13 protein-coding genes are annotated in these 13,368 nt (G+C 52.1%); 11 read left to right on the top strand and 2 right to left on the bottom strand.

Translation table 11 applies throughout. The annotated features are described in order from the left end of the window. Nucleotides 1–102 precede the first annotated feature (102 nt). Genes ade through PMI41_RS16430 form a run of 3 tightly spaced genes read left to right on the top strand, consistent with a single transcriptional unit; the run spans nucleotide 103 to nucleotide 3,713 of the window. Complete coding sequence (ade, locus tag PMI41_RS16440) at nucleotides 103–1,917, top strand: adenine deaminase (RefSeq protein ID WP_008126681.1); 1,815 nt, start codon at nucleotides 103–105, stop codon at nucleotides 1,915–1,917. Beyond that, nucleotides 1,914–3,173 (top strand): threonine ammonia-lyase IlvA, encoded by a 1,260-nt coding sequence (gene ilvA, locus PMI41_RS16435; protein ID WP_008126679.1) that lies wholly within the window; start codon nucleotides 1,914–1,916, stop codon nucleotides 3,171–3,173. Before ade ends, ilvA begins: the two co-directional genes overlap by 4 nt. A gap of 9 nt (nucleotides 3,174–3,182) precedes the next feature. Further along, entirely contained in the window at nucleotides 3,183–3,713 is a 531-nt protein-coding gene (locus PMI41_RS16430) for a DUF1697 domain-containing protein (protein ID WP_008126678.1), read from the top strand. Here PMI41_RS16430 and PMI41_RS16425 read toward each other — a convergent pair. Further along, the gene (locus PMI41_RS16425) at nucleotides 3,689–5,101 is read right to left on the bottom strand and encodes a PLP-dependent aminotransferase family protein (protein WP_008126676.1); all 1,413 of its coding nucleotides are present in this window, start codon (nucleotides 5,099–5,101) and stop codon (nucleotides 3,689–3,691) included. The genes PMI41_RS16430 and PMI41_RS16425 overlap by 25 nt on opposite strands. Before the next feature lie 112 nt (nucleotides 5,102–5,213). Here PMI41_RS16425 and PMI41_RS16420 point away from each other — a divergent pair, with 112 nt between their 5' ends. The 8 genes from PMI41_RS16420 (at nucleotide 5,214) to PMI41_RS16385 (ending at nucleotide 12,142) form a co-directional block, all read left to right on the top strand. After that, a complete protein-coding gene (locus tag PMI41_RS16420) occupies nucleotides 5,214–6,077 on the top strand; it encodes a DMT family transporter (RefSeq protein ID WP_008126675.1) in 864 nt (287 codons plus the stop codon). A gap of 316 nt (nucleotides 6,078–6,393) precedes the next feature. After that, nucleotides 6,394–7,737: a DEAD/DEAH box helicase gene (locus PMI41_RS16415; protein WP_052025924.1), complete on the top strand. Its 1,344-nt coding sequence runs from the start codon at nucleotides 6,394–6,396 to the stop codon at nucleotides 7,735–7,737. Nucleotides 7,738–7,909: 172 nt separating this feature from the next. Next, on the top strand, nucleotides 7,910–8,941 hold the full coding sequence (locus tag PMI41_RS16410; RefSeq protein ID WP_008126672.1) for a cysteine synthase A: 1,032 nt from the start codon (nucleotides 7,910–7,912) through the stop codon (nucleotides 8,939–8,941). Further along, nucleotides 8,941–9,687: an alanyl-tRNA editing protein gene (locus PMI41_RS16405; RefSeq protein WP_008126670.1), complete on the top strand. Its 747-nt coding sequence runs from the start codon at nucleotides 8,941–8,943 to the stop codon at nucleotides 9,685–9,687. Before PMI41_RS16410 ends, PMI41_RS16405 begins: the two co-directional genes overlap by 1 nt. 1 nt (nucleotide 9,688) lies before the next feature. Next, entirely contained in the window at nucleotides 9,689–10,540 is an 852-nt protein-coding gene (sseA, locus tag PMI41_RS16400) for a 3-mercaptopyruvate sulfurtransferase (protein ID WP_008126668.1), read from the top strand. 1 nt (nucleotide 10,541) lies between these two features. Continuing rightward, entirely contained in the window at nucleotides 10,542–11,060 is a 519-nt protein-coding gene (locus PMI41_RS16395; RefSeq protein ID WP_008126667.1) for a GNAT family N-acetyltransferase, read from the top strand. A 96-nt stretch (nucleotides 11,061–11,156) separates the two neighbouring features. Further along, nucleotides 11,157–11,594, top strand: coding sequence for a hypothetical protein (locus PMI41_RS25090; RefSeq protein ID WP_008126665.1), 438 nt, complete (start codon nucleotides 11,157–11,159; stop codon nucleotides 11,592–11,594). 74 nt (nucleotides 11,595–11,668) lie between these two features. Beyond that, the gene (locus PMI41_RS16385) at nucleotides 11,669–12,142 is read left to right on the top strand and encodes a DUF1203 domain-containing protein (protein ID WP_008126664.1); all 474 of its coding nucleotides are present in this window, start codon (nucleotides 11,669–11,671) and stop codon (nucleotides 12,140–12,142) included. A gap of 43 nt (nucleotides 12,143–12,185) precedes the next feature. Here the strand turns inward: PMI41_RS16385 and ald are convergent, their stop codons facing one another. Next, complete coding sequence (ald, locus tag PMI41_RS16380) at nucleotides 12,186–13,301, bottom strand: alanine dehydrogenase (protein WP_008126661.1); 1,116 nt, start codon at nucleotides 13,299–13,301, stop codon at nucleotides 12,186–12,188. Nucleotides 13,302–13,368: the final 67 nt, after the last annotated feature.

Genomic DNA, 13,368 nt, shown 5'->3' with positions numbered 1-13,368 from the left:
GGCTTCGCATAAATTTTTGAGAAAATCTCTTGCGGTGGAGTGCTCAATGCCATTTTCGTATATGCATGCATGACATATGAAAAGGCGATGCGAGGTTATTGAATGTCGAAGCAGGATAAAGCCGCCAAAAGGCCGGACAGCTGGACGCAATCAGCACCGCTGCTGGTGGATGTCGCCATGGGACGCCGCCCAGCAGACCTGGTGGTACGAAATGGCCGCTTGGTTAGCGTATATTCCGGTGAGATCATTGCGGGGATTGATATCGCGATCATAGTCGGCCGATTTGCTTTTGTCGGCCATGGTGCCGAACATTGCATCGGCTCTAAAACCAAAGTCGTTGATGCGGCTGGCCGTTATCTGGTCCCGGGCCTTTGTGACGCTCATATGCATGTCGAAAGCGGCATGGTTACAGTTACGGAATTCACGCGCGCCGTCATTCCTCACGGTACTACCTCCATGTTTATAGACCCGCACGAGATCGCCAATGTGCTGGGGCTTGAAGGTGTTCGCCTGATGCATGATGAGGCATTGGGCATGCCCATCAATGTGCATGTACAGATGCCGAGCTGTGTTCCTTCTGCACCCGGTCTGGAGAATGCTGGAGCAGCAATCAGCCCGGAAGATGTAGCTGAAGCCATGACGTGGCCTAATATTGTCGGGCTGGGTGAAGTCATGAATTTCCCCGGTGTTGCCAATAATGATGCGACCATGCGAGGCGGTATCGATGCCACGGTTAAAGCCGGAAAAACTGTTGGCGGACATTTCGCATCGCCGGAACTCGGCCGCGCGTTCCATGGATATGTCGCTGGCGGTCCCGAGGATGATCACGAGGGCACACGCATGGAAGATGCCATGGCGCGCGTGCGGCAGGGTATGCGTGCCATGCTTCGCCTTGGCTCAGCCTGGTATGATGTGGCGAGCCAGATCAAGGCTGTAACCGAGCAGGGGCTTGATCCTCGTAATTTCATCTTGTGCACTGATGACAGTCATTCCGGTACGCTGGTCAATGACGGGCATATGGACCGTGTTGTAAGACACGCAATTGCTCAAGGGTTAAAGCCCGTCACGGCAATCCAGATGGCGACCTTGAATACAGCCCAGCATTTTCGGCTGGAGCGGGAGATTGGGTCAATTACGCCAGGGCGTCTGGCGGATTTTCTGATCGTATCTGATCTTCCGAATCTCGTCATAGATCGCGTCTACGCGCGAGGCGTGCACATGGCGGAAAAGGGGAAGCTGATTGCGGATATTCCTGCTTATGACTATCCCTCATTTGCCAAAAACACGATCAAGCTTGGCAAGAAACTAAAATCCAGGGACTTTGACATCAAGGCTCCAAAGCCCGGAAAACATGTTACTGCGCGCGTGATAGGTGTGATTGAAAATCAGGCACCAACCAAGGCGCTCGAGGCCGATCTGTCGGTTTCTGATGGAGTTGTGCAAATGGATAGGCGCAATGATGTCTGCCAGATTGCGCTTGTGGAACGTCATCGGGGCACCGGTGCGGTGGTAAACGGGTTTGTCTCGGGCTTTGGCTATACTTTAGATTGCGCAATGGCGTCGACCGTAGCTCATGACAGCCATCACATGATCGTTGTGGGCACCAATAAGGAAGACATGGCCAAAGCTGCCAATCGACTTGGTGAAGTCGGTGGAGGTGTGGTGCTGTTTTCCAAAGGACGTGAATTGGCTCTTGTCGAGATGCCGATAGCGGGTTTGATGTCGGAGCAGCGTGCTGAAGTGGTGGCAGCAAAGGCGGACAAGCTGGTCAATGCCATGCGAGCCATGGGATGCAGCCTGAACAATGCTTACATGCAGCACTCGCTATTGGCGCTGGTTGTCATTCCGGAATTGCGTATTTCCGATGTCGGGATTATCGATGTTCGAACGTTCGAAAAGGTTGATTTATTTCTATGACTGCTTTTGCCAAGGCTGTTGCCCAAGCAACCACAAAAATGCGTACGCTGTTTCCAGAAACACCGCTCCAACTCAATCACTATCTTTCGCAGAAATACGGTGCGCAAATCTGGCTGAAGCGGGAGGATTTATCGCCTGTCCGTTCGTATAAGATCAGGGGTGCGTTTAATTTCATTTCGCATTATCTGAACACAAACAAGTCCGGAGAGGCCATTTTTGTTTGTGCTTCTGCTGGTAATCACGCCCAGGGATTTGCCTTCATATGTCGGCATTTTGGCAAGAAGGGCGTTGTCTTCATGCCAGTCACGACACCGCAGCAGAAAATCGACAAGACGCGGAGTTTCGGCGGCGAGTTTATCGAGATTCGTCTGGTTGGCGATATTTTCGACCAGTGCTATGCGGCGGCGCGCGAGTTTGAAGCTCAGATGGGGGCGATCATGGTGCCCCCCTTTGATCATGTGGACATTATAACCGGTCAGGCGACCGTAGCGCACGAGATCGCCGCACAACTGCCTGATGAGCGAAAACCAGATCTGATGATCTTGCCGGTTGGGGGCGGCGGGCTTTCCGGTGGCGTGACACGCTATCTCTCGGAACTCGGTTGGGACACGCAATTCCGTTTTGTAGAACCTGCCGGGGCTCCCAGTCTGAAACGCAGCCTTGAGTCCGGGAAGCGGGTAAAACTCGAAGCTGTCGATAACTTCGTTGATGGAGCTGCTGTCGGTGAGATCGGGCGGGAAAACTTCAAGCTTCTCAAAGGGTTCAGTCCCGACTCTGTGACATTAATTCCGGAAAATCGGCTTAGCTCTACAATTCTGGAAATGCTCAATATTGAGGGGATCGTCGTAGAACCCGCAGGAGCTTTGGCAATTGATGCGCTTAAAGATTTCAAGAAGGCCGATATCAAAGGCAAACGGATCGTACTGGTGATATCCGGCAGCAATTTTGATTTCGAGCGGTTGCCGGAACTGAAAGAGCGGTCACAACGGTACGAAGGCCTCAAGAAGTACTTCATTTTCCGTTTTCCGCAGCGTCCTGGTGCCTTGCGCTCCTTCCTCGATCTCCTTGGTCCCGAGGACGATGTCGCCCGTTTTGAATACCTCAAGAAATCGGCTCGTAACTTCGGCTCGGTGCTCATTGGTATCGAAACCAAGAACAGGAAGAATTTTGATATATTGTTCAGGCGCTTCGATGAAGCGGGTTGGGCGTATCAGGATATCACTGACAACGAAACAATTGCCGGGTTGATTATTTAGAGGCCTTTCATGGCGACTTGGATCGTTCTGTTTCGCGGTGTAGGTGGCGCAACATTATTGCCGGTGAAGCCGCTCGCGGCAGCCTTGACAGAAGCGGGGTTTGATAGCGTGCGGACTTATATCAACACAGGCAACGTTGTTCTCAAGTCGTCAGGCACATCGGAAAAAATAATAAAGCGTATCGCTCCGATTGTTTTGGAGCAGTTTGATTTTGCGAAAGAAATATTGATTGCCAGTGCCGCAGAATGGAACAGGCTGGTTGCTGAAAATCCTTTCCCCGATGCGGTTACTACACCCACAAAGCTTCATGCTTATCTTATGAAGCAACGACCGGACGACAAAGCCATAGAGGCGCTGCGGGCAAAAGCAGATGGTCCGGATGAGTTTGAGATAAGGGGGCGAGTCCTTTACTATCATACGCCGCAGGGCATTTCGAATGCGCGGCTCTTCCCCAAAATTGAGCGGACGCTGGGTGTCGCCGCGACAGCCCGTAATTGGAACAGTGTGCTGAAACTTCAGGCGCTTGCTGCGGCTAGCTGAAGTTTAATGGCCTTTGCCAGCACATCAAATATGCGGGTGTCGTCGCACTGGGCTATGTTAAACCGCATATAGGAACTGGCGGATTGCGATTGGCTGAAAACATTGCCCGGAGCGAATACGATGCCGTTTTCCAGCCCGTATTTTGCGATGCCGGCAGCGTCGATGCCATCGGGCAGTTTGCACCATAACAGCATACCGCCACGTGGCTCGTTCCATGGGATTATGCCAAGCATCTTCAGCCTAGCAATTGTATGTTCCATGCTGCGTGCAAGCTGCACCCGCAAATTATCGATATGTTTGCGATATGCACCTTCTTTCAGCATGAACAGCACCAGTTCGGCACCGAGGCGACTGCCGCCGAATGATGTCGCGATACGTAAATCCGTAAGTCCTTCGATCCAGTCGCGTTTGGCAGCAATGAAGCCACAACGAACAGATGCCGAGATTGATTTCGAAAAGCTGCCGATATGGACAACTTGATTCAAGCCATCAAATGCGGCAAGTCGCGGCGCAGGTTCATATTCAAAATCTGCAAAAATATCGTCTTCGACAATCGTGAGATTATGAAGTTCTGCCAGCTTCAACAGACGGTGGGCCACGACAGGCGAGAGCACTGCTCCAGTTGGATTGTGGAAGGCAGCATTCGTTATGTAAAGGCGCGGATGATGTTCTTCCAGCGCGCGCGCAAACAATGCGAGGTCGGGACCGTTTGCAGTGTAAGGCACGCCTATCACATTGACACGGTGCGCTTTGAGCAAAGCGTGAAAATTGAAGTAACACGGATCATCAACGATCACGCTATCTCCTACTTCAAGCAGGAATCGACATATAAGGTCAATGGCATGAGTTCCAGAATCAGTCAGCATGATTTGATTGGCGGGCGCTTCGATTCCATGTTCGCCGAGCCTTCTCGATAAAAGCTGACGAAGTGGCTGCAGTCCGAGAGGCGAAGCATAATCAGTCAGCACCGAGTCATTCGATCTGGCGATTGCCCTCAATGCACGGCGAATGGCACCTTCCGGCATCCACGATGCAGGCAGCCAGCCGCAGCCAGGTTTTAAAGTATCGTTCCCAGCATCAAGCGAAGTCCGCGATACCCAAAGGGGATCAATGGCGTGGTCAAGTTTGGGACCGATTTCAGCAAGTGTCAGCGGTGCCAGATGCCCGGCGACATAAAAACCCGATCCACGCCGCGACTGAATGAGCCCTTCTGCCGCAAGCCTGTCATACGCTTCGACCACCGTAGACTTTGACGTTGCCATTGTTTCAGAGAAACTTCGGATGGATGGCAATTTTGCACCCGGAAGCAGTAGTCGTGCCGCAATACGTTGCCTGATCGCACGCATGACCTGCTCGACACGTGTCCCATTGTTTCCGTTACTGTCCATCTGTACTGCTCATATTACCATTACAGTTTGCAAAAATTGTACTGTACCGTATCTGGAAAATTGATCGCCGACAATGCACATCGTCACAATGGAATTGAAGGTAGGACTGGATATGGACAAGACAACGAGTGGCTGGATCAATGGCTTTGTGGGCGTTCTCATTTTCAGCGCATCGCTGCCGGCGACGCGCGCGGCCGTGGCGGATTTTGATCCAATTTTTCTGACTGCTGCACGGGCGACGATCGCTGCGTTTCTTGGCCTAGCGCTTTTGCTGGTGTTCAAGGAGAAATGGCCGGCCAAGTCTGATCTTGGACATCTGTTTGTAACGGCGATGGGTGTTGTTGTCGGTTTTCCGCTTTTGACAGCGCTTGCGCTTCAACACATCACCTCAGCGCATTCCATCGTTTTCATAGGCCTCTTGCCGCTATCGACGGCAATATTCGGTGTGTTACGAGGCGGCGAGTCCATGCGTCCGATGTTCTGGCTGTTTTCGTGTCTGGGCAGTGCGCTGGTTGCAGGTTTTGCTCTCACACAAAATCTGGAAGCATCGTTGGCAGGTGATCTTCTGATGTTCGCTGCAATTGTGGCTTGTGGTTTAGGTTATGCGGAAGGAGCGCAGCTTTCTCGCAAACTTGGCGGGTGGCAGGTTATCTGCTGGGCGCTCGTTCTGTCATTACCGATCATGTTGCCTTTGACATTATTCGTAATGCCTCATGACTGGGTTGTCATTGGTCAGCCAGCCTGGATAGGACTGATTTATGTATCGCTGTTTTCAATGCTGATTGGGTTTATTTTCTGGTATCGTGGACTTGCGCAAGGGGGCATCGCGGCAGTTGGACAACTTCAGCTTCTACAGCCATTTTTCGGCTTGATCCTTGCCGCAACATTGCTTCACGAGGCTGTTGGCTGGCAAATGATCGTCGTTACGATTGCCGTGATTGCATGTGTTTTCGGGGCAAAACGCTTCGCCAAATAGCCTCGCATTTTGCGCCGCACAATAAAATCGTTTGCTTTTTGAGTCAGAAGAGCCCATATGCCGCTCAGACGCTTGGGCCGGTCTGATCCGGCCTTCCGAAACAGGACTCGTGGCGTCTGAGCCCCATCCGCATGATGCGGTGGGCACGGCTGCGCAAGTCGCTCGAATCTTCAAGGTTCTACGCGTCTCGTCGTTTATCCGAAAATATTGCACGCAGGTTGCGCCCTGCAGTGCGTTTTATGGCCCGCAATTTATTGCGTCTGGCCAAGATGAGAGTTTTAAATTGGAAAATATCGAAGCAAACGGCTTTGCCACAATGGGTCTGAATGCAATCCTGCTCAAGGCAGTTGATGCAGCTGGAATGACTGCCCCCAAGCAAATTCAGCAACAGGCTATTCCGGCACAGTTGGCAGGTCAGGACATTCTTGGCATTGCACAAACGGGCTCAGGTAAGACAGCGGCATTCGCCCTGCCAATCCTGCAGAAAATTCTGACTATTGGTGACAAGCGCAAGGGCAAGACCGCCCGTGCACTGGTACTTGCACCAACACGTGAACTTGCAGTTCAGATCGAAGAAACCTTCCGCAAGCTGGCAAAGGGCGCTCATATTTCGACAGCGCTGGTTCTCGGCGGTGTTTCGCGTGTTGCACAGATCAACAAGATGCAGGGCGGCGTTGACGTTCTGATTGCTACGCCCGGTCGCTTGACGGATCTGGTCCGTGACAATCGCATCGATCTGTCCGAGACACGCTGGCTCGTTCTCGACGAAGCCGACCGCATGCTGGACATGGGTTTCATCAATGACGTGAAGAAGATTGCCAAAGGTACGCATCGCGATCGCCAGACAGCATTGTTCTCCGCAACGATGCCGCAGGAAGTTGCAACACTGGCAGCAAGCCTTCTGCGTAACCCCGTTCGCGTCGAAGTAGCGCCGCAGGGTACGACTGCCGCTGAGATCAAGCAGGTCGTACATATGATTCCGACTCGCCAGAAGAAGCAGGTTCTTTCGGCTATGCTGAAGGACGAGACACTATCTTCAGTCATCGTTTTCACACGCACAAAACATGGTGCGGATGCTGTTACCCGCATCCTGGAGAAGGATGGCTACAACGTTGCTGCCATTCACGGCAACAAGTCTCAAAATGCCCGCCAGCGCGCTCTGAATGGCTTCAAGGATGGCTCGGTGCGCATCCTTGTGGCAACCGACATTGCGGCCCGCGGCATCGACGTTGTTGGTATCAGCCATGTGATCAATTTTGACCTGCCAGATGAGCCGGAAAGCTATGTCCACCGTATCGGACGAACAGGCCGTAATGGTGCATCGGGCAATGCCATCACGCTTTACGATCCGGCCGAAGAAGGTTCAAAGTTCAAGGCTGTGGAACGCGTGACTCGTATGCGTCTCCCAATGGCAGATTCGCCGGTTGATCTTTCCAGTCTACCCGCCCGTGCTGCTAACAGCGATCAGCGTCCACCGCGCCGCGAAGGTGGTAATGGTGGTGCACCGGCAAAGAACAAGAAGCCGCATCGTGGCCAGTCAGCAAACGGTGGTCCACGTGAACCGCGCGGCGAAAAGATCTGGAGCAATGACGGTGGTGCACCCGCACAGAAGCGCCCATTCCGCCGGAACAAAAAAGGCTTTGGTGCGAAAGCGGCATAGTTAGAAATTTGCTTTAAGCATATCTGATCGATTGGAAGGCCACCGGCAAAACCGGTGGCCTTTTTGTTTGTGGCAAAGATTTATCCCCGTCATTGAAGATTGTGAGATTATGCGCTTGAACGGGGCGGTCCGTGCAAATAGGTTTAAGGCCAGCATATTGAAGGACTTGGCAATGTATAATTCCGTAATCGAAGCAATTGGAAACACCCCGCTAATTCGTCTCAAGAAGGCCTCAGAGCTAACCGGTTGCGAGATATACGGCAAAGCGGAATTCTTGAATCCGGGCCAATCTGTCAAAGACCGCGCGGCGCTCTATATCATTCGCGACGCAGAAAAACGTGGTCAATTACGACCGGGCGGTGTGATTGTTGAAGGCACTGCAGGCAATACGGGTATTGGCCTGACAATGGTCGCAAAAACGCTCGGTTACCGCACAGTGATCGTTATTCCGGAGACACAAAGCCAGGAAAAGAAGGACGCGTTGCGACTGCTTGGTGCAGAACTCGTTGAAGTGCCTGCTGTCCCGTACAAAAACCCGGATAATTACGTGAAGGTTTCTGGCCGCTTGGCTGAACAGCTCGCAAAAACTGAACCAAATGGCGCGATATGGGCCAATCAATTCGATAATGTTGCGAACAGGCAGGCGCATGTCGAAACCACTGCACAGGAAATCTGGCGCGATACCAATGGCAAAGTCGATGGATTTGTCTCAGCGGTCGGTTCCGGCGGTACGCTCGTCGGCGTTGCAATGGGGTTGAAAGCCAAGAACAATGCCGTAAAAATCGCTATTGCCGATCCACTCGGAGCAGCCTTGTATTCCTATTATACAACCGGGGAGTTCAAAGCTGAGGGCAGTTCGATCACCGAAGGCATCGGGCAAGGCCGCGTTACGGCGAACCTCGAAGGTTTCACGCCTGATTATTCCTATCAAATTCCTGACGCGGAAGCGCTCGAGATAGTGTTTGGTCTGGTGACGGAAGAGGGGCTGTGCCTGGGTGGATCGTCCGGGATCAACATTGCAGGGGCCATTCGTCTGGCGCGTGATCTCGGGCCCGGCCATACAATCGTGACCGTCCTTTGCGACTACGGCAATCGTTACCAATCAAAACTGTTCAATCCGGAATTCCTGCGCTCCAAGGACTTGCCGGTGCCGCTTTGGATGGAAGCGAAGGTTGATATTTCCGTACCGTTCGAGAGCAAATAATGGCCTATGATACGACTATCCTTTTTCGCGATGACTCTTATCTGAAGGAAATTAGTGCCACGGTCATTGCGGTCAATGATCGTGGTGGAATCGTTACAGACCAGACCAATTTTTATGCAACGTCTGGCGGTCAACCCGGTGATACGGGAGTGTTTGTACGTTCCGATGGCTCGGCAATCACCATTGCGGCAACGGTTACCGGAGAAACAAAAGAAGAGATTATCCATGTGCCTGCACCCGATCAGCCGGTGCCGGACATTGGTGAAAAATTGCTTCTCAAGATTGATTGGGAGCGTCGTTACAAGCTAATGCGCATGCATGCAGCCTGCCACCTTTTGAGCGTCGTTTGCCCTTATCCAATTACCGGCGCGGCGGTCAGCGAAGACGACAGCCGGGTCGATTTTGATTTGCCTGACGTAAGCGTTACCAAGGAAAGTGCAACTGCGAAGCTAATGGAACTGGTCAATGCCAACCATCCGATCTTTACACGTTGGATCACGGAAGAGGAGCTTGCCGCAAATCCCGGTCTAATCAAGTCGAAGAATGTCCGTCCGCCTACGGGAACGGGACGTATCAGGCTGGTTTGTATCGGCGAAAATGCCGCGATAGATTCCCAACCTTGCGGTGGCACACACGTCGCCACGACTGGTGAAATCGGACAAATCCACATTGGAAAAATAGAAAAGAAAGGCAAGGAAAACAGGCGATTCCGTATTCGCTTCGGTGCCTTGCCTGAAGGAGAGTAATATGGCCGATAAAAGCGCTTTTGTGGTGTCAGCGGATTGGCTGCAGGAAAGGCTGGGAAAGCCTGGCTTGAGCATAGTGGATGGGTCTTGGTATCTACCGCTCCAGAATCGCGATCCCAAGGCCGAATATGATGCCAGTCACATTCCGGGTGCTGTCTTTTTTGACCATGACAAGCTGTCGGACCCCAATTCCGATTTGCCCCATACCTTCCCGAAGCCGGAAGCCTTTGCTGCCGCCATCAGCAGTATGGGCATCACAAATGACGATACGATCGTTGTTTATGATGGTCCCGGGATGTTTACGTCACCTCGGGTCTGGTGGATGTTCCGCACGATGGGAGCGAAAAATGTACTGCTTCTTGATGGAGGTTTCGACAATTGGAAGCAGGGTGGCAGACCGGTTACCAACGACGTAACGAAAATTGCTCCATCTGCTTTTGTGGCTAATTTCAATGCCGCGAAGATCGCGAGTTTCGACGATATGCACAGAATCGTGCAAGACGGTACAAGACAGGTTGCCGATGCGCGCGCAGCCGGGCGCTTCAAGGGCATTGATCCAGAACCGCGTGCGGGCTTGCGATCGGGTCATATGCCCGGGGCAAAAAATGTTCCTTCGTCAACGTTGGCGGATAAGGGTTATCTGAAAGATATCAATGGATTGAAGCAGGTGCTTGACGATGCAGGTGTTGACCTGTCACGCCCGATTGTGACGAGCTGCGGCTCAGGGATCACCGCTGCAGTCATTACGCTTGCGCTGGAGTCGCTCGGACACAAAGACAATGTGCTGTATGATGGTTCATGGACCGAATGGGGCGGGGCAAAGGACACGCCTGTAGCCACGGGCGACGCTTAAGATGGCCACCCTCAAAACACGTGTGACGCATCTGGAAATGACGGATCGGCCCGTAACGGCGATTCCGACACCGGCGAGCTACAAGCTGGCCATAATGCGCGCGACGAAAATCTCCTTGCCATTCTATCGTTTTTTATATGAGCAGGTAGGCAAGCCGCACCATTGGTCCGTTCATCGCAAGCTCGATGATGAAGCGCTTTCAGCGATAATTCACCGGGACAATGTAGAAATTCATGTTCTTTATGTTGATGGGTCGCCGGCCGGGTTCTACGAGGTGGTGATTGATCAGAAACCTGGGGTCGCCGAAATTCTCTATTTTGGCCTTGTGCAAGAATTTCAGGGGCGTGGGTTGGCGAAATTTTTTCTGAATGAAGCAATTTTAACAGCTTGGATGAGCAGCCCTCAAAAGCTAATTATCGAGACAAACACGCTTGATAGTCCGCGGGCACTGCAAATGTACCAAAGAATGGGGTTCAAACCTGTCAGTTTTGCTGAGGCTGAAATCGAGACTTGGGACTAGCTGTTAGATAGAAAATAAATTTTGATGTTCTGGTAACATTTCAAATATCAGTATATCAGGGCATTCCGTCTTGCATCTCGGGGGAGATAAAAAATAGTGAAAACAATATTTTACGGTATTGCCTTGGTATCCGCATGCCTGTTCGTTTCAGGCTGTGAAACGTCTGACCTTTCCAAGACATATACCGGCTCAACAACGCTGGTTGTGCCTGCAAAGTCCGGGCAGAAAACACCTCTTTCCAATATGTTTACACCAAACGATGATTGTTCGAGTGGGCGTCCACCATCCATAAAGGTGGTTTCCGGACCTGCTCACGGTTCTGTAAATATCGTGCGATCTACGGTCTCACCTACATTTGAGCCGGGAAATGCCTTGCATAAGTGCAATTCGCGTAAACTATCGGCGGTTTCCGCAGTGTATGTATCGGCACCGGGTTACGTGGGTAAGGACAGCGTTCGGGTATCTAGCCAGGTGGCCGGAAATCCGACTGGATATTACGATTATTATGAATTCCGCATCGACGTAACAAAATAGCATAGCTGCCGCATGAATCGGGTGGTTTAGCCGTTGTTTAAGGTGTTTTCTTTGGTGAAACAAAGGAGATACCGATGGCAAAAGTTCGATTTATCGCAATGACAACAACCATGGCTCGGCATTACCAATCAGGCGGTGCCGATGCCAACGGGCAAGATCCGGAAATACAAGTATCTGATGGCGATGGCGTGCCGTGCAGGCACTGCCTTCAAAATGTTGGAGCGGGCGAAAAATACCTGATCCTGTCACACCGGCCATTTCCTGCACCGCAGCCTTACGCGGAAACTGGGCCTATATTTCTGCACGCTGACGAATGTGAGCGACATCCAGAAGTCGCAGAGTTACCGGAAATGTTCAATGAAAGCAAAGACTTCATTGTTCGCGGATACTCCTGCCAAGACCGCATCGTTTATGGCACGGGTGGTGTGGTTGAAACTGCTCAAGTAACCGACCGAGCAAGCGTGCTACTTGCCCGTGATGATGTGGCCTACGTCCACATGCGGTCGGCAAGGAACAACTGCTTTCAATGCCGCATTGAGGCCGCGTGAAAAAAGCCCGGACATGATCCGGGCTTTCTATTTTTCAGTTAAATCAAGCAGCTAGGACTGCTTTAGCCTCGTAAACTTCAAGACCAAGTGCTTCGGCGACGGCACTGTTAGTGATGCGTCCCTTGTGAACATTAAGTCCATTACGCAGATGCGGATTGTCGATCAGGGCTTTAACGCCGCGATCTGCCAATTGCAGACCATACTGCAAGGTAGCGTTGTTGAGTGCATGAGCCGAAGTTACAGGAACAGCACCGGGCATATTGGCAACGCAATAGTGAATAACGCCATCAACTTCGTAGGTTGGCTCGGAATGCGTCGTTGCATGAGACGTCTCGAAGCAGCCGCCCTGATCAATAGCGACGTCGACGATTACAGCGCCCTTTTTCATGCCGGATAGCATTTCACGTGTCACCAATTTGGGTGCAGCAGCGCCTGGAATGAGAACGGCACCGACGACGATATCGGCAGAAAACACTTCTTCATCAAGGGCTTCGATGGTTGAGTAACGCGTATGGATACGGCCACGGAACAAATCATCGAGCTGACGCAGGCGCGGGATCGAGCGATCAAGAATGGTAACATCTGCACCAAGTCCGGCAGCCATTTGAGCGGCATTGATGCCGACAACACCGCCGCCAATGATGGTAACTTTGCCCGGAAGAACACCCGGAACGCCACCCAGAAGAACGCCACGACCACCATTTGCTTTCTGCAAAGCAGTAGCGCCAGCTTGAATTGCGAGGCGGCCAGCTACTTCGGACATGGGAGCAAGCAATGGCAGGCCGCCACGCTCGTCGGTCACAGTCTCATAAGCAATAGCAGTCACACCGGAATTCAAAAGACCTTTGGTCTGCTCGGGGTCTGGAGCAAGGTGAAGATAAGTGTAGAGGAGTTGACCTTCGCGAAGCTGAGCCCACTCGGATGGCTGTGGCTCTTTAACCTTCACAATCATATCAGATTGCTGGAATACTTCTTCAGCAGTCTTTACTACTTTAGCGCCAGCGGCCTGATAGGCACCATCGTCTGCGCCAACTCCTGCACCAGCTCCGGACTGGATTATGACCTGATGGCCGTGGGCAACATATTCGCGTACGGCGCCCGGAGTGAGGCCGACGCGATATTCATGGTTTTTGATTTCCTTAGGGCAGCCAACGCGCATAACGCCTCCTCATATTGTTCTGCTTTGCCTATTGGGAGCGATATAACACCACATCTCCAGTCGCATG

It is taken from the genome of Phyllobacterium sp. YR531, from assembly GCF_000282595.1.
Classification (GTDB): domain Bacteria; phylum Pseudomonadota; class Alphaproteobacteria; order Rhizobiales; family Rhizobiaceae; genus Phyllobacterium.
The sequence above is the reverse complement of the archived record's forward strand: the minus strand, read 5'-3'. Positions and strand labels throughout refer to the sequence as shown.